The sequence below is a fragment of the Nostoc cf. commune SO-36 genome, assembly GCF_023734775.1.
GTDB lineage: Bacteria > Cyanobacteriota > Cyanobacteriia > Cyanobacteriales > Nostocaceae > Nostoc > Nostoc commune_A.
The window spans coordinates 1,875,807-1,893,659 of record NZ_AP025732.1; the positions used below are offsets into that span (position 1 = coordinate 1,875,807).

Annotated in this window: 13 protein-coding genes, 1 tRNA gene and 2 pseudogenes; 8 read left to right on the top strand and 8 right to left on the bottom strand. The window is 40.6% G+C overall.

The window, feature by feature from the left end; all coding sequences use genetic code 11:
- Nucleotides 1-129: 129 nt before the first annotated feature.
- From ANSO36C_RS08215 to ANSO36C_RS08230, 4 genes and pseudogenes are all read right to left on the bottom strand, one after another.
- A complete protein-coding gene (locus ANSO36C_RS08215) occupies nt 130-627 on the bottom strand; it encodes a DUF427 domain-containing protein (protein WP_251960280.1) in 498 nt (165 codons plus the stop codon).
- A gap of 448 nt (nt 628-1,075) precedes the next feature.
- On the bottom strand, nt 1,076-2,659 hold the full coding sequence (locus ANSO36C_RS08220; protein ID WP_251959129.1) for an HlyD family efflux transporter periplasmic adaptor subunit: 1,584 nt from the start codon (nt 2,657-2,659) through the stop codon (nt 1,076-1,078).
- A gap of 97 nt (nt 2,660-2,756) precedes the next feature.
- Nucleotides 2,757-5,769 (bottom strand): annotated as a pseudogene (locus tag ANSO36C_RS08225) (peptidase domain-containing ABC transporter).
- An 893-nt stretch (nt 5,770-6,662) separates the two neighbouring features.
- Entirely contained in the window at nt 6,663-6,923 is a 261-nt protein-coding gene (locus ANSO36C_RS08230) for a lactonase family protein (protein ID WP_251959130.1), read from the bottom strand.
- A gap of 228 nt (nt 6,924-7,151) precedes the next feature.
- Here ANSO36C_RS08230 and ANSO36C_RS08235 point away from each other — a divergent pair, with 228 nt between their 5' ends.
- From ANSO36C_RS08235 to ANSO36C_RS08245, 3 genes are all read left to right on the top strand, one after another.
- Complete coding sequence (locus ANSO36C_RS08235) at nt 7,152-7,352, top strand: hypothetical protein (protein WP_251959131.1); 201 nt, start codon at nt 7,152-7,154, stop codon at nt 7,350-7,352.
- Between the two features lie 151 nt (nt 7,353-7,503).
- Nucleotides 7,504-7,701 (top strand): hypothetical protein, encoded by a 198-nt coding sequence (locus ANSO36C_RS08240; RefSeq protein WP_251959132.1) that lies wholly within the window; start codon nt 7,504-7,506, stop codon nt 7,699-7,701.
- A 418-nt stretch (nt 7,702-8,119) separates the two neighbouring features.
- Nucleotides 8,120-8,848, top strand: coding sequence for a hypothetical protein (locus ANSO36C_RS08245; protein ID WP_251959133.1), 729 nt, complete (start codon nt 8,120-8,122; stop codon nt 8,846-8,848).
- On the opposite strand, the gene ANSO36C_RS08250 is transcribed toward ANSO36C_RS08245, so the two are convergent.
- The 4 genes and pseudogenes from ANSO36C_RS08250 to ANSO36C_RS08265 all read right to left on the bottom strand — a co-directional run bounded on the left by ANSO36C_RS08250 (nt 8,826) and on the right by ANSO36C_RS08265 (nt 14,032).
- Entirely contained in the window at nt 8,826-9,695 is an 870-nt protein-coding gene (locus ANSO36C_RS08250) for an MGMT family protein (protein ID WP_251959134.1), read from the bottom strand. The genes ANSO36C_RS08245 and ANSO36C_RS08250 overlap by 23 nt on opposite strands.
- Before the next feature lie 24 nt (nt 9,696-9,719).
- Nucleotides 9,720-10,373, bottom strand: coding sequence for a PAP/fibrillin family protein (locus ANSO36C_RS08255; RefSeq protein ID WP_251959135.1), 654 nt, complete (start codon nt 10,371-10,373; stop codon nt 9,720-9,722).
- A gap of 188 nt (nt 10,374-10,561) precedes the next feature.
- Nucleotides 10,562-11,242, bottom strand: coding sequence for a 5'/3'-nucleotidase SurE (surE, locus tag ANSO36C_RS08260; RefSeq protein ID WP_251959136.1), 681 nt, complete (start codon nt 11,240-11,242; stop codon nt 10,562-10,564).
- A gap of 91 nt (nt 11,243-11,333) precedes the next feature.
- Nucleotides 11,334-14,032, bottom strand: a pseudogene (locus ANSO36C_RS08265) (CBS domain-containing protein).
- 153 nt (nt 14,033-14,185) lie between these two features.
- Here ANSO36C_RS08265 and psbZ point away from each other — a divergent pair.
- The 5 genes from psbZ (at nt 14,186) to ANSO36C_RS08290 (ending at nt 17,685) form a co-directional block, all read left to right on the top strand.
- Nucleotides 14,186-14,374 (top strand): photosystem II reaction center protein PsbZ, encoded by a 189-nt coding sequence (psbZ, locus tag ANSO36C_RS08270; protein WP_100901500.1) that lies wholly within the window; start codon nt 14,186-14,188, stop codon nt 14,372-14,374.
- Between the two features lie 188 nt (nt 14,375-14,562).
- The gene (gene ribH / locus ANSO36C_RS08275; protein ID WP_251959137.1) at nt 14,563-15,141 is read left to right on the top strand and encodes a 6,7-dimethyl-8-ribityllumazine synthase; all 579 of its coding nucleotides are present in this window, start codon (nt 14,563-14,565) and stop codon (nt 15,139-15,141) included.
- Nucleotides 15,142-15,269: 128 nt separating this feature from the next.
- A tRNA-Gly gene (locus ANSO36C_RS08280) sits at nt 15,270-15,341 on the top strand.
- A gap of 666 nt (nt 15,342-16,007) precedes the next feature.
- Complete coding sequence (locus ANSO36C_RS08285) at nt 16,008-16,415, top strand: hypothetical protein (RefSeq protein ID WP_069072751.1); 408 nt, start codon at nt 16,008-16,010, stop codon at nt 16,413-16,415.
- Nucleotides 16,416-16,419: 4 nt separating this feature from the next.
- Complete coding sequence (locus ANSO36C_RS08290; protein ID WP_251959138.1) at nt 16,420-17,685, top strand: glutamate-5-semialdehyde dehydrogenase; 1,266 nt, start codon at nt 16,420-16,422, stop codon at nt 17,683-17,685.
- Nucleotides 17,686-17,853: the final 168 nt, after the last annotated feature.

Genomic DNA, 17,853 nt, shown 5'->3' on the forward strand with positions numbered 1-17,853 from the left:
ATTCTAGAAAGCAGTACCGTTCAGTTAATTCTAAAATCCTTGGTAGAGACGCGTTAGCGTAGCCCAGTAAAATTTCGCGTCTCTACAGTTCTAAAATTCAGTACCAAAAATCCAAAATCTAAAATTAGCTTACCATCCCCAAGTACCAGGAGCGCCTTTGAATGGCCCAACAATATCACTGGTAATCCAACCGCCGTAGAAGTTACCTGGTTGGGGTTGCACCTCTTCGCCATTCACATAGCATTTATCCATGACATGAGCATAAAAAGCTACATAGTCTTTCATAGATTCAAACGCTGGTGTGGGGTTTGGGTAGAACCAAGCAACATTATGAACTTCTTTATCACCAACTCGGATTGTGTAGTAACTAGCACTTCCTTTCCATTCACAAAAGCTAGATTGCGGTGTCAAATGTAGATATTCAATTTTGATATCCGCAGGAGGAATGTAGTAAGAAGGAGGATGACTGGTTTCTAAAACACGTTTGGCGCTGTGAGTATCTGCAATTATTACTTCATTAAAGATTATTTGGATATGTTTGCTTGTGTCCTCCAGACGAGGTGGACGGGGGTAATCCCAAACTGATTCTTGTCCGGGAGCGGGTTCGATGCGTTGAGAATTAACCATCTTAAAATCTTGATGTGAGTGATGAATTTGCGTCACCGAACAGTCTGTCATAAATATCGGTTTTACCGAAGAAGAATTCAGAAGCCAGAATCCAGAATAAATTTTGTGCGACTGGATAGAGAATCGAGGTTTAAATCTCCCGATTTTAAACGCGCGTGATATTAAATTCTTTGGCTTGCTGAATTGCGGTATGAATCCTTGTAGAGACGTTGCATTGCAACGTCTCTACAAGGATTTTAATATCATGCAAAATCATTTGCATACATGGAATCAGCAACGCCAATTCTTTTCTCTGTGACTATTAGACATCTCCAGAAATTAAATATGCGTTACCCAGAACCCTTGTAGAGACGTAGCAATGCTACGTCTCTACATTCTTTTTCGGAGATGTCTATTACCCCTGACTTAATTGCTGGGGTATTCTGAATTCTGTTTTCAGCAGGACTTCTCATCGTACCTCTTTAAGAGCATCAACTTGCTTGGTAAACAACTCAGTGAATAAACTAAGCACAGTCCGTTCTTCGCGCACTTTTATATTGGCACTGATGGACATACCTGATTGCAAGTTAACGTTTTTACCCTTAATTACTAGGGATTGCCTATCTAATGAGACTTTTGCCGGAAATCTATAAAACTGATGGGTTTGATCTGGCGGTAATGCGTCTGAGCCTATGCCAGTCACTTCTCCCTTGATATCGCCAAACTCGCTGTAAGGAAAGGAGTCAATTCTTACATCGACTTTCATGCCTTTTCGCACAAACCCAATATCTTTGTTAGTGATGAAAACTTCAGCTATATAGTTTTCATTGGGGACAATTTGCAGCAGTTTTGTCGTGGGATTCGCCACAAAACCAGGGTTTTTTGCTTGCAAATCGAAAACTGTGCCAGCTACAGGGGCACGGAGTTCTTGATATCTAACGTTTAACTGTGTTTGAGATATTTTACTATTTACATCCGCCAAACGTTGCTCATTATCTAGGAGAACTTTGCTGAATTGGCTATCGATTGTGGCAATACGCTGTTTGTTCTCGCCTATCTTATCCAAAATATTTTTATCAGAAACAGCGACCGTATTACTTAACTCTTGTTGTCCTTTTTCTATATCAAACTGGAGGCGTTTTAGTTCCTCACCTAGTTGTGCTACTTCTGCTGTGCGGTTTTGGACTTCTTGTTGCTGATTGAGATACTGAAGTTGAGAAATACCACCTTCTTCTGCTAATATCTTCAGTTTCCCTAAAATTCCCTCTTGAATAGCTAAACTTGCTTTGCTATCTTCAAGCTTAATTTGATTTTGACTAAGTTGTTTTTTGGTTTTTTCTACTTCTAGCCGCGCTGCTGAGGAACGGGAGTCTAATTCCTTTTTAGCAACTCTTAAAAGTTGTTGTTCGTCAATTCCTACCTCAGAAGATTGACCAGAATTTTTTAATTGAGTCCGAAATAATTCATTTTCTGCTACTAAGGCTGCCCGACTTTTTAACAGAAAAGCTGTTTCTGGTGGCAAACTGCCGCGCAAATATAACAGTTCAGATCCTGTGGCAGTACTTGCACCCATTAATCGGCGATAAATCTGGTTTTCTTTAATTAATGCAACACGAATTTTATTTAAAGAATTTAATTCGGCTACCGGGGCGATGGAATCAAATGTTAGCAGTAAATCTCCTGGCTTGACTTCTTGTCCATCTTTAACGTTAACTGTTTTCACAACTCCACTAACAGGAGCCTGAACTTCTTTAATTGTTCCTTGCGGCTTTAATTGCCCTGCTGCTGGCACTACTTGCTCAATTTTGGCAAAATAAGCCCAAGCAATTGCAAAGCAGGCTAGCCCCATGAGTGTAACCATGATTGTACGCGACCAAATTGGGGATTGGCGCAAGACAATGGATTGCTCAAATTCTTGATTGTTTGAGTTACTTAAAGACTCTTGAGCAGCTTTCTGTTGTTTTGTAAGTACCCGTGAATCTTGCTTGAGTCCGTTTTTCTGATTGCCATTTTTCTGATTGCCGTTGAGGTGATTCCCATTAATTTGAGTCATAACGATTTAGGGTTTTGGATTTTGGTTTTGGATTTTTTGTAGGGTGGGCAATGTTTACTACTAATGCCAAAAACATTTGCCCTCAGCAATGACTAAATTACAAGTTCACATCTTGTTGCTGATACAGGTAATAATAATGACCTTTTGTAGCCATTAATTCTTGATGGCTGCCTTGTTCTATTACCCTGCTATTATCCATGACAACAATCATATCTGCATTACTTACGGTGTTCAACCGGTGAGTAATAAAGAATACTGTATCACCCTTGAACGCTTTGGCTAAATTGAGACATATTTGCCGTTCTGTGGGATAATCTAATGCGCTAGTTGCTTCATCTAAAACCAGTAACTTTGGTCTTTGTAAAACTGAACGAGCGATCGCAATTCTTTGTCGTTGTCCACCTGAAAGTGCAGAACCCCGTTCTCCTACCCGCGTGTTGTAACCGTTGGGTAAGTTCATGATAAACTCGTGGGCGCACGCCACCTGAGCCGCTTCGATAATTTCTTCGGTTGTGGCATCGGGATTGGTTAGGGCAATATTTTCCTGAACGCTGCCGTCAAATAACAATGTTTCTTGGGGAACTACGCCAATTTGTCGACGCAGTGAATAAAGTTCTACTTTGGCAATATCATAACCATCAATTAAAATTCTGCCAGACTCAGTTTCGTAAAGTCTCAGCAGTAATTTCATCATCGTACTTTTACCAGACCCGCTTTGGCCGACGATGCCGATAAATTTACCTGGCTCAAATTCTAAGTTGACGTTAGAAAGTTGCAGAGGGCCGCTTGTGCCAAACCGGAAGGAAACATTTTCATATTTCACTGCTCCTTTGATCGTCGGTAAAGGTATATTGTAGCGGTCTGTTTCCCCTTCTTGTGGCGTATCGACAATATCGCTTAAACGCTCTAACGACAAGGCAGTTTCTTGGAAGCTTTGCCAGAGTTGAGCTAAACGCAATATTGGGCTGGTGACGTAACCCGATATAATCCTAAAGGCAATTAATTCGCCTAAAGTTAATTCACCTTGGAGTACTAAATAAGCCCCTACCCACAAAACTAGTAAGCTGCTGAGTTTGTTGAGAAAGTTGCTAGTAGAATTGGCGAGGGTGGAAGTGACAACTGTTTTAAAACCAGCCGCGACAAATCTGGCGTAACGCTCTTGCCAGGAAAAGCGCGATCGCAATTCGATATTTTGCGCTTTTACTGTTTGAATTCCTGACATCACCTCTACTAAATAAGATTGAGTTTCGGCGTTGCGTTCGGCTTTGGCACGTAATTGTCTGCTAATGGTGGGAGAAGCAATTAAGGTGATTACCACAAACACGGGAATTGTGCTTAAGCCGACTAAGGTGAGTTGCCAACTGTAAATCAGCATCACACCGATATAGACGACTGAAAATAGAGCATCTAACCCCACTGTTAAGGCAGTACCCGTGAGGAATTGGCGGATATTTTCTAGTTCGTTGACGCGAGTAGAAAGTTCACCCACCGGTCGGCGTTCAAAGTAGCGCAGGGGTAGGCGTAGTAAGTGATCGATGATTTGCGACCCTAAACCCATATCGATCCGGTTGGTAGTATCGACAAATAAGTAGGTTCGTAAGGTAGTCAACACTGCTTCAAATAGCCCGACTACTAAGAGCAAAACTCCCAAAATATGTAATGTGCCAATACTATTTTGAGTGATAACTTTGTCGATAATTAACTGAACGACTAGCGGATTTGCCAACGCTGCCAACTGCACGAAAAAGGAAGCGATAAAGACTTTCTATCAGGACTCGACGGTGCTTTGACAAATAGGGTATAAACCACCGTAAACTAAAGCGTTCTTGGGGTGTTTCTTTGGTAGCAGTGAGCAATAATACCCTAACTTTAGGCGGAAAGTCGGTTGGATCAACATCTAAATTTTCAACCAATTGAGCGGGTTTACAGCGCACAATTCCTTGAGATGGCACACCTACAACCATCACATTGGCATCCGCTTCATATAAAACGGCAAAACTATCACCATAGCGAATCAATGCCGGTGTGGGAATGCGCGTTACTGAAGCGACTGGTAGTTCGATTAACTGCGCCTTAAGTCCGATTAATTCTGCCAGATAAGCAGTAACTTGAAACGATATAGTTCCTTGACGCTTGACTTGCTCAGTTAAGATGCGGCGAACCACTTCTCGGCGAAACGGCATTTCTAGGTGCTTCGCGATCATTTGGAAGCAGACGAAGGCTGTATTTAGTTCTCCCTTACCACCAAAAAACGGGTATTTTTGTTTTGAGGAATTTTTTGAGTTTTGGGGGGCTGTCTGTGGAACTACTTCGTCTGATGCGTAGGGAATAACATCTAGGTCGTTGGCGCTTTCTCTATCTATTCTGGTTTCAGTTACCGCAAGTTCTATCTCATGACTATCTTCCAAAATCAAATCTGACGGATGTATACCAAGCAACCGTGCAGGATTTTGACTTATGACCTGGATTTTGTCTCTGTCGTCTTCCCATTCTAGGCGATCGCTAGGTGAGAAATTCGTGACTGCACCACCGCCACTCACAAACCAAACGCTTTTGCTATCTAGTTGGTTGAACGGGGTCTTTCCTGAAGGGAGATAATGGATTTTCGCGTGTGGTAAGGCTTTTTCTGTCAGTTCTCTAAGGTTTAAAGTAGCGATCGCTTGCTTTTGCCAATAGGAACCGAGGATATCGAAAACTTCTACTAAATAACTGCGATTTTTGCGGGCTTCGGCAAAGGCTGGGTATGAAGCCAGAAAGCTAAAATATGCTGCTGCACTCAAGGTTAAACATACTACTTCGGTGGAGGCGATCGCTGTTTCACAGGCGACATCACGCAACAAACCGATTTCGCCGATAATTTCCCCTGGTTGCAATAATTTTAGGGTGATTGGCATTTGCGTCTGGGGGTCGTATCCCAACAGCCGCACTTGTCCCTCATAAATTATGGTGATGCGTTCCGGGAGACTTTCTTTACCGATGATTTTCTGACCTATGCGGTAGCGCCAGGCTTGTAGCTGTTCTGATAAATTAGCGATCGCTCCATCTGGTAACTGATCAAACCCTTCTAGGGTGGTGAGAAATTCGGGAAAAGTGCTTTTAATATAAGTCATATAAAATCAAGTAGAAGGTAAAAGTTGAGGAATAAAGTCGAGAATATTTAGGTAGTATCTCTTTTACTAACAGTGGTAGTGTTTGCTTTTATGCCAGCAGTGGTAATACTTCTGTAGCATTCACTGTGTCTAAATATGTAAAAGTACAGAGGGTCACTTATTCTAATTACATACCTGCATTCACATCACAGAGTTCCTACTGTTATACATTGTTCAAAACAAAGATAGTGTAAATAGATCGAGGACAAGTTATCACTTGGTTAAGATTACATAATTTATACAAGTCTAAAATCAATAATTTAGCATTGCTGTAAGTATGCAACAGGTCTAATCATTTCAAACTAATACATAGAAACCCGGTTGTTTAACTTAGCGTCGCACATCTGAATTTATGATAATCAACATGAAAATATCATAAATGCTTTTCTAAGTAAATACCCGACTTTAAAATTATGTAATAAAAAAAACTTTAAATTTCAGAATTATTTTTTACAAATTATTGAATACACGGATTGACATTATCACTAATGGCGAAAGATATTAAATTTTCTTCTCTAAACAGTACCTATGCCCAATTATGAAAGAATTATCCATCACTTTTTTACTAGCTTAATTTAATTAAAATTAGCTGGAAAGTAAACGCGAAGATTTTTTGTCCCTCTAAACGAATCAACTATTAAATTTATGAAGGAAAGCTAATAACTGCCTTCAGTAAATTTACTAGTTTAATCCCTACGCATTAAATAACCCCACCCCACAAGTGGGATGAGGTTGTTCGATTTTGCTAAGTAATTACGCGATTTTAGGCAAGATTGACACTTAAATTTACCTGACTGTGACAGACTCGGCACTAGCAAGCCCATCAACACTGTCCGTATCATCTTTTTGAACTTTTATTTTAGCTTGCCTGTTTGGGCATCCCTTGCAAACACCACTATTGCCAAGTCATCATATTCAGCTGCATAGAGGAATTTACCGTTGAGACTGACTGTGACAACTCTAGTTACTGATGCTACTAGTATATTGTGTGCGATCGCACCTTTGGATCTGCGGTGAGCTGCGCCAACTTGTCGCTGGGTGGGGCTACACCTACAACTGAGCAACAGCACTGCATAAATTTTTAGATTACCTCTGTTAAATAAATATCTGTTCAAGCTTGTCCTGAACTTTGCTCCCAATTTATTAACCATACAGCATAAGTGATGAAAGTCTTTTGCTTGCACCATTTTTTTTCAGTTCTCGCGCTCAATTAGCTCACCCGAATGGGTGAATCAAAAATTAACCGTTTAGGTGAACCGATTGCAGGAAGTTGAGACTAATAAAAAATAAGACTTTATTACTTAAAAATACTAATTGCACTTTCTATAACTAAGGATAATCCTATGAAACTCTCTACCTTGATAGATTCTGTACTCATTGTTGCTTCTATTGCTTTATTACCTGGAGCCAGTGGCGCTCAAATAGCTACTAACAATAGTGGCGAACCTATAGCTATCAACTCTAACAATTTATCTACTCATTCTACGAACGTCAGCTACCTCAAACCCTTTGATGCTGCATTTCTAGCTTATCAAGGTAAGTAGGTGGGTGGGAAAATTTATAACTATGTCATTGCGTACCGCCAAGGGCGGAACCCGTAGGGTACGTAGCAAAGCGAAGTGAAGCAATCACAAAGGTTTCGACTCTTTTACATTTCGTTACATAGTTAGGTTTATTTGAGCCAACCTACTTAATTTGAAAGCACAGGGTATTCCTAGTGGTAGTGCTTTGATATCTCAATACCAAACAGGAAACCTGACTGCACTAAATGTAATTAAGGCTGCTGTTAACTCTAAAAAGTTACCAGCACAAGCTTTGAATGATAAAAGCTATTTAAACACTGTCCAATCACAACTAACATCGTTCGACAACACCAGTCATTTATCTTACTAAATACAGCGTTGCAGAGGTTCATAACGGATTTATGAAATGCTGTACTATCATCTCATTACTTTGATGGCAAAATGCGTCAGTGGCAAGGAAAAGCTGCTGTCTCCTCCTAATCACCATCCGATTATCAAACATTACTCGAACCCCTTCAACCTTGGAGGGGTTTTTAGTTGCTGCTACAGTTGGTGCTTAGTCTAGTGTTTACTTCTGGAATGCTTGTATAGCAATAGTTTTTACCTTTTTACTACCAAGGTGCGATCGCTCCTACAATGGCGTAGCATATCACACTTATAGAAAAAATGGTCAAGTAATAAATTATTTACTGTTCTATCAAATTAACGTTGTTAAGTTACTCAGCAGGTGTAATTTTCACCTCCAGGCTGTGTTAGATATTGTGACGCGAAACAGGAGTATAGATACGTTGCTAAAGCTTTCTCCAGAATCTCCTCTATTTATTGTCTTAATCATTATTAGTTTTCTAGTAGTAACGTTGTCAACTTGGTTAGCATCTAAACCATTTGTTTTAAAACCATTTGGGGTTAATGATATTATCCAGTTACTCACATTACAGTTATTTATTTCTTTGTTACTAGAGCGTTCTTTAGAAGTTTTTATTACTACTTGGCGGGGTTCATATATCGAGCAATTAGATATTAGTATTCAGCAAGAAAAATATTTAATATCTGAGCAGATAAAACTTATGGAAGTCCAATATAAACAGTTTCCGTCTTTAGAATCAAATCAAATCAGTGGACTTCCACCTGAAGGAATGAGTTTAGAACAGCAAATCATCCAAAATTTTGCACAAAGTCAACAAGACTCATTAAAAATATTTCAGCCACAAATGGACGAGGTAAATCAAAAAGAACGCCAAAGAGCAGCCTATAAATCTGATACGCGAACAATTGCTCTATGGACATCCCTTTTATTCGGTCTGTTAATGAGTGCAATAGGTATTCGCTCAATTGAGCCACTTGTAGTTATTGATTTAGATAATCCCACACAAGTAGTTATTTTCCGTTGTTTAGATGCCTTGCTGACAGGAGGTCTAATTGCCGGAGGTAGCGAGGGAATTCATAAGCTGATAAAAGTTTTTATCGATTTTATGGAAGCCACATCGAAACAAATCAAAAATCAGGGATTATCTTGATGAGAAGAAGTATTTTCCCTCCCATAACACAAAATAATCTTGAAAATAGGATCAAATTTATAGCAATATCTATTTTAAAATATAGAGTGCCATCTTCCCATAGATAATCTTTAATATTGACAAAATTTTTATTTAAATCGCTCACTAAATTTGCTTCAGATAAAACCTGGACTCCTTCAGTTTCTAATTGATTTTTTTGTTGGCCAACATAATTTATCAAATAACCTTTAGAGTCTAATATTCTATGTAGCGGATAACTAGTAACAGAGGTTTTTTTAAGGTATGTAGGAATAGCTCTTAGATAGCTATTATCTACTCCCATAGCTTTGATTATCTGTTTATATGTAACTACTTTTCCACTGGGAATTTTGATGATAAAATCTAGAAATCGTTCATAAGGATTTTCAGATAATGCTGGAAATTTATTAGCTTGAACTTGAAAATTACTACCAACATGAATTTTACCTGATTTAATAACTACACCTAAAATTCCTCTTTTGCTTTGGATGCTCTTTAATGATTCTACCAAGTAGGCTATTCGCTTACACGGTTCGCAGTGAAAAGTTAAACGAATTACTGCACCACTTTCAAAGGTTAGTAAAGAGCCAGGGATAAAATTATCCAATTCTATACCTTGAATCACAATATTTTCTCGCAACTCACCTGGTTTAATTGATAAGTCGAAGATATCTTCACTCCTAACAATTAAAACTTGTCTAGGACTTATAGTATCGGCATTAATATCTCCTTCTATACCATGACCTACCTTTAAATTTAATATTTTAAGCTCTACCATTGCAGAACCTAATTTTACCTTAGTAAAAAGATGCATGATTGAGGGAGCCATATTCATTTTGCGGCGTGAAAAATTTCAAGTTGATAAGGTGGAGTCAGGTAAATCATAGGATTTAGTAAGAATGAATAAACTTCCATCTCCCCCACGTCCAATCCTTAAGGTTTCATCTAAATAAGTAATATCCAGGGTGGCAGTTCTGCTAGTAGGATTATTTGCAGAGACAACCTTAAATGGGTTGAGTAGGGGCGTATTAATGCCAACAATCTTCTCAATCGATAGGTAACGTTTGTCAAAATAAACGTTAATACGTTTGTTCGGTAGAGGCTCTAAATCTTCTTTGGCTGGCTCAAAGCTAGCTGTTACTTTGACATATCCCGATACTAGGCCAAAAGGATGTTTAACTTTAGCTAGATTGAAGAACAATTTATTTGCAACATCAATCACTTGATAAACTTTACCCAGCTTTAATCCCAATGGGAGAGAAACTAAAGAACGGATTTCTCTGGCTGTGGAGTATTGCAGTTGCCAAGCTCCCTCTAGCAAAGAAGTAGCGTAGAGAAGAGGATTGAGATTGGGATTGACACTCTCTAGTTCTGCTGTCAATTGTTCAATTTCTTCGACCAAGATTTTGTCTAGCTGCAAATCGGTCACGGGAGAACCGTCACTCTTGGTTTTAATTTTCTCAAGAGTGGCTTGTAATTTTTCCTTAATTAAAAGTTGTTTGTTCAATGCTTAAAGATTTTCCTTAAAATATTTTATTGCTTGAGTTCAACTTTTATGCATTTATCGCATAAAAGTTGAATTATTTAGATGATATTAGTCAATGAGTTCTGGAGTGGGAATATGAACCTTTACTCCTGAATTATTCTTCAACAGTCTAAAAACTCGGAATATTTAACTAATACTGATAGCTAACGTCAAACCCTTAACTGAGTTACCGCGATATTGCCAGAAAAACATATATCCACATCGCTACCAGGAATGCGATCGCGTTTGCTATATTCTCCTACATAATAAAAATCATCGCCTTCAATTCGATAGTTTACTGGCAAAGGTCTGGTACAAGCTTGGCAAAACACTATATTAGGCTCTGGTTCTTCTGGTTGCAGATGCGGCAAGTTCACATTCCAGAAGCTTCCCGGTTCTAAGGGACGTTTAAGTAAGTCCTCTAAAACTTTAACTGTGAATTTGGCGGCCATATCCCAATCAAAATTCTGCTTGGCTTTGCGATACTGGGAAATGGCAACTCCGGGAATCCCGTGCATTGCAGCTTCCCGCACGGCGGCAACTGTGCCAGAAATGTAAGCATCTACTCCCAAGTTACCGCCAGCGTTGATACCTGAAAGCACAAATTTGACATCTGCATTAATTTGTGTTAATGCAATTCTCACACAATCAGCGGGAGTACCTGCGATCGCATATTCAGTCTCAGAACGTCGTTGGAGGTTGATAGCACGAGTAGTAGTCACTTGATGTCCACAGCCAGATTGATGATCGGCAGGGGCAGCGATAATAGCATTTTTGCCGTTTACAGCTTTGACCAGCGCTCGGATACCGGGGGCATCAATGCCGTCATCGTTAGTTAAAATTATAGTCATGTAGGTAAGCATGATTAAATATAAGATGAAACTTGAATTTATAATCTATTGCTCAACACTCTACAAATATATGAGCGATCGCTTCACTAATTCATTTAGGATGGTGTTGTGCTAAAAACTCCTCAGCTTCAGCCCTATGTTTAATCACTCCATCTAAAGTAGCAGCAACTACATCATCTAATATTTGCCGATACTGCGGCCCTGGTGTGTAACCCAGTTTCTTTAAATCATTGCCATTCAATAGTGGCTGCACATTCGCCAAAACAATTAAATATTCCCAAATTTGATGTCTAAGCGATCGCGGACTTTGCAAAGCAATTAAAATCAGCATTGGTAAGTCGTATTTTCGCAACAACTGCACTACTTGACTGGGACTTTTACACTTAGGCAAAGATTCCATCACCTCAGTTTGGGCAGAAGCCAAGTTTTGCAAGCGTTTAATATTATCCTCTTGCAGTTGCAGATTTTTTGCTACTTTCGCCCGATATTCTGGTGTTAGATGGGCGATTAACGCTTCTAAGCGCATTTCCCAATGAATGAGGGTTTGTTCAGCATCAAATCGCCGCAAGCAGCGTTCTAGTAAACGTAATTGTCGCAGCAGTTCTGTGTCTAGCTTCAGGGTAGGATGGATACATTGCAACGCTCCGAGATTATCAAGTAACTGCAAAGCCGATTCCCAATAAGGGGCTTCTAGGATGTGTTTTAATTCTGTTTTTAGTCGAGTTTGTAGGGCTGGGGTTTTGGTATTCTCTTGGGAAGTGCGATCGTAAACACCACTATTGATGGCATAGCGGATAAACTCTTCAGTTTGCGGTTCAATTTCAAATCCGAAGCGCACAGCAAAGCGCACGCCACGATAAATCCGGGTGGGATCTTCGATAAAGCTATTGGCGTGTAAAACCCGAATTTGTTTAGCTTGTAAATCGAGTAAACCGCCAAAGAAATCGAGTAATTCACCAGAGCGCGGAGAGGTGAGCCGCAATGCGATCGCATTAATGGTAAAATCTCGACGATACAAGTCTTGACGAATCGAACTCGCCTCAACTTCTGGATTCGCCGCCGGGTAAGGATAAAACTCTGTTCTAGCCGTGGCAATATCTACCCATAAAGAATCTAATTCTGGGTCTTTGTGCCACAACAAAGCCGCAGTTTGAAAAGCCCCGTGGATTTCTAAACGAGCCGCAGGGTAAAGTTGTTGGAGTGCTTTTGCTAGTTCCACACCAGCGCCAACATCTGCTGATTTGTCAAAGCCATCAACTACTAGGTCAATATCTTTAATCATCAAGCTACCTGCTGTCTCAGCTAACAGCAAATCCCGCACCGCACCCCCGACTAGATAAAGATGCCAACCTCGTTTTTCGGCTTCTTGCGATGCGATGGTGAGTAGTTGCCATAACTGAAGAGCAAGTTTATTTTGCAATTGCGGGAGATTAATATTACTTTTCTGTCTCTCTTCCTCTCCCCCTTCTCCGTTTTCATCCCTTTCCTGATGTAATTCCCGCAAGACATCAGTACGAGTGACAAGACCAACTAACTGCTCATTCTCCAATACTGGCAAACGTCCGATATCATAAGTCACCATTAGCGACTCAATTTGCGGCAGTGTCGTATCTGGTGTAATTGTTTTCAGATTTCTTGTCATATAGCCCTTGACTGGCGCATGACTAAATCCGTGGTGCAAGGCGATATCAAGATCCCGACGTGAAATAATACCTACTAGTTGCCCTTGAGTATCGACTACAGATAAACCAGAGTGTCCATAACGCAACAAAATTCGCTGTGCCTCAGCAATTGTGGTTTCAGGTAGAATCGTGCGGACAGGAGAAGACATCAAATCCCTAGCAGTGGGGGGATGGGGAATTTGTGCTTTTACCCCGTCAAGGAGTTGTTTTAATATGGTTTGTGAATCAACTCCTCTTAGATTTAGCGATGCGGCTTGTGAATGACCGCCGCCGCCCAAGAGCTGGAATAACAGATTAAGATTTGTTTTGGGAATTTGCGATCGCCCAATCACAGTTAAGCGTGAATCATTTTCACCGAAAATGATACTCATTAGCCAACAGTATGAGCATCAATTTCGGTTATTTCTAGGAGTTCTGATGCCAAACTCGATAACCCTGGCACAAAAGCATCTGTTTTCAAAATTACCCAAGCAACAGTATATCCACGCAGACAAAGATATTCTAAATTTTCTAGAGATTCAGTTAATAATTGTTGCAATTGCAAAGACAAGCCAGGGTCACGGTAGGTAGAAATTACCGATAAACTAGCACCTTGTTGCATCAACCAAGCCAAAGCTAAGGCATCCCGTGGTGTGGATTGGTCAAAGGTCAAAGAGCCAGTGTCAACGTGGATACCCAAAGCCATCACGGTTGCTTCAGCAGAAGTCAAGGAAATTTGCTGTTGTTGCAATTGCTCCACAATTAAAGTTGTGGCGGCTCCTACCGAAGAAAGATGCGATCGCGTGGCAGGAATATCTGATTCTTGTCCTAAGTGATGGTCATAAACTATAATCTCTCCAAGATGGGGTAAATCTAACCATTCAGCAGCTTTACCCAAGCGATCGCGCAGTTGCGTATCCACCACAGTTAGAGAGCGGATTTTTTCAGGATTCACCGAACGGCGTTCAATTAGCGGATATTCATCCCGATGCAATGCTAAAAAATCCCTTACAGGAGGATGAGAACCGCCAGTCAGCACAATCTTACTTCCCGGTAGTAGGCGCGTTAACCCTACTGCTGCTCCTAGTGCGTCAAAATCTGCTGTCGTGTGGCAAAGAATTAAATCCATAGTATTAAGAGTCATTAGTCATCGGTACTTAGACAAAGGACAAATGACTAAAATGTTGCAATTTCTGCTAGCTTAAAAATAATAAGAAAGTGTCAGTGTCGCCCTTTAAGGATATTCTATCCTTAGTATTTAGCTGTATTGGGAGAATCAAAAATGACCATAATATTCCAATTTGCCTTGATAAGCCTAGTTCTATTGTCTTTTGTCCTGGTTGTTGGCGTCCCCGTTGCTTACGCCACTCCCCAAAATTGGGTTGAATCTAAAAAGTTACTCTGGGTCGGTTCCGCCGCCTGGATTGGTTTGGTATTTTTAGTTGGTTTGTTAAACTTTTTTGTCGTGTAGGCAACGGCTTCACTCTGGCGTAGGCACATAATATAAGAACTAGAGGAGCAGAAAAGCCAAGGTCAAAGACCAAAGGATAAAAGGAGAAATTTTTTCCGATTTCCTTTTTTTAACCGTGCTTTCCTGCTCCTCTACATTTAAATAAGAAATGTATATTGGCCAGAAGTATAGTTGATAAAGAGGCAGTCATGGCAGTTTTCGAGGGAACTTTTACCCAAACAGAACCTTTGCGGTTTGCAGTGGTGATTGGTCGATTTAATGACCTAGTTACCGGAAAGCTGCTAGAGGGATGTCAAGATTGTTTAAAACGCCACGGTGTAGATCCTAACCCCCAAGGTAATCAGGTAGACTATGTTTGGGTTCCAGGAAGTTTTGAGGTACCTTTAGTAGCTCGCCAACTAGCACTTTCTCATCGTTATGATGCTGTAATTTGTCTAGGTGCTGTCATTCGAGGGCAAACACCCCATTTTGATTATGTATCAGCCGAAGTTTCTAAAGGTATCGCCGCCGCTAGCTTTCAAACTGGAGTGCCAGTAATTTTTGGCATTTTGACAGTAGACACTATGCAGCAAGCTTTAGAACGGGCAGGCATCAAAGGTAATCATGGCTGGGATTATGCCCTGAATGCCCTAGAAATGGCAAGCCTCATGCGGCAACTGCGTTCTAACCTGGCAGAGCCATATTCTCGTAATAACCAGTCTTTGCCAGCCTCTTTTCAAAGTGCCAGCATCGGCAATTTAACGGCGGAGTCAGAAGAACTGGGCTAAATGAGTCATTAGTCATTTGTCCTTTGTCATTCACCAATGACCAATGACCAATGACCAATGACAAATTAATAAATAAAGAGGTTGACAATTAGGGATAAATCTGAGATATTGATATATGGCAATTGATTGCGGGTGTAGCTCAGTGGTAGAGCGTCACCTTGCCAAGGTGAATGTCGCGCGTTCGAATCGCGTCACCCGCTTCCAACTAAAACCTCTTGAAGTTAAAAATCTCAAGAGGTTTAGTATTTTTAAGGTGCATTGAAGTTTTTGGCGATTCGCGCTGTATTCCTGTGAATCGTTCCTAATTTTTATGAATTTCATAGATAGGTAGAATATAAAGTAATTTAGATATGGTGGAACTGTTTATTTGTGAATAGATTTTACCCATCTAGTAAAACTTGTTTTAAATTATGGGGGAATTCAAAGATATTAGTCTCTTAAACAGATTTATGTATGTCATAAACATTAGCAGTGTACTGACTAAGATTTCACACTGAGCCTAGCCGAAGTGTTAAATACATCTAAACATTTTGAAACTTATGCACGGATGGCTAAATCCTGTCTCGACCTTAAGGGATAACCGCTCCTATGCTCCCTTTGAAATGTCAAATAAAATCTAGCTTTGTCTAGATTTTATCTAGTAGAAGTAAATTTTAAATAAGATTGTCAGCTTCGGGGAAAGACTACAAATAAAAACTCCGTACTGATATGAAAATTAGGATACTTAGAGTCTCCTGCATCTACTGTTTGCAATATTATATGTATATAAAGAGAGCAATCTATAGTAGCAGAAGCTTCTATTGCATTTACCAAAAGATTATATTGTCGTAGTTCGTGTAAAACACGCTCAAGTTACTAGAACGCTTGTGCAATCTCAAAAACCCGAAAAAATAGATTTCAATACCGAATACCCCTGTCCCTGTCGTCGCCGGGGTCAGTTAATTCCGATTACGCTGACAGAGGCATTTGGTTGCGATCGCTGTCAGCAAATCTTTGTAGTAGAAGATAATGGTCATGTCCTAGAACAGCTTTCTACCACCTATCCCTACAAGCGGGCTTGGCGTTGGATGGGAAATAGTTGGCATGTTGTCCATCCACGCTTGGGAGAAAGCTATCTGCCTATAGCACTTGGCATTATTTTCGTGCTAGTGATTATATGGCTGCCATTAGCACTGCGATTGGCAAATAGTTCCAGCATTATTGCTTGGGCAATGGTGGCGGTGCTATTGGCTATTCTGCCAGCACTCATGGTATGGCTTACCTACAGACGTTAACTCAATGACTGTTGAAGTTTTGGATGACTACCCCGAACCGATTACTAGCGCCCAACGAGCCTATCAAGCTTCCCTAAAATTGGGGATCACAAAGGGAGCAGACCGCAGTCGTGCAGTATTGGCAATGGCACAAGCTATTGAGCGCTCATTTGACGACATTCTAGAAGCCAATACCTTGGATTTAGAAGCCAGTCGGGAAATGGCAGTGCCTGAGTTGATACTGGACTGGCTAAAGCTGACTCCCACAAGGCTAGAGATGACCGTGGACATTTTGCAACGGTTGGGGGAATTATCAGATCCGCTGCGGCGCGTCAGAACTGCTGATTATCAACTGGAAGATTCCCAGAGTTATACCCAGTTGATGCCCTTGGGAGTGATTGGATTTATTTATGAGGCGTTCCCAGATTTAGGGGCGATCGCAGCAGGTTTTTGTATCAAAACCGGCAATAGTATCATTCTCAAAGGCAGTACAGAAGCTAGCTATTCTAACGCGGTCATCGCCGAGGTACTGCAAAGTGCGATCGCAGAAGTTGGTCTAGCTCCTGGCTGTCTAGAATTGATCACAGCAGAACATGGTACTTCGATTCGGGATTTAGTCACCCAAGACCAGTACGTGAATCTAGTGATTCCCTACGGACGTTCTAGTTTGATACAACAGGTAGTAAGACAGTCAACTTGCCCAGTCTTAAAGTCAGCGATGGGTAACTGTTATCTCTACTGGTCGCTAAATTCCAGTTTAGAAATGGTGCGCTTGATGATTCTTAATAGCCATCAAAGCGAACCAGACCAAGTTAATGCCATTGAAAAAGTACTTATTCATCGTCAAGCTTTGCCATCATCAATAGCCGTTCTCTGGAACAGCTTGATTGAAAAAGGCTTTGAAATTAAAGGGGATGCAGAACTAGTAGAAGCCTTTCCCCAGTTGCAGTTAGTGAAGGAGAGCGAATGGGGAAACCCTTATTTAACGAGGACAGTAGCTTTTAAATTGGTGGATAGCTTAGAAGTTGCGATCGCCTGGATTAATGAATACAGCAGTGGTCATGCTGACTCCATCGTTACTGAATCATATCAGGAAAGTCGGCAGTTTGCTTTAGGAGTTACCAGTGCATCTACCTACATCAATACTTCTCCACGTTTTTCCCGCAACCCCTCGCGGGGAGATTCAGTGTTTCTCGGCATGTCTAACCAAAAAGGTCATCGCCGGGGATTTATCAGCCTAGAAACCTTGACCACCGTCAAGCATATTGTTCAGGGAAATGGCAGATTTTAAATAATTTGTAATGGGCTTTGCCCCGCTAGGCTAACGTAATTCGTAATTAGAAAAGAGTTTGACAAAATTGCCTGTAACGGCAGTTCTGTTTGGGTTGCATCTAAATCCCCCAACCCCAATTTAATTATAAACTTAACAAAATCTTAATTTATGCTTGATTCTGGTTTG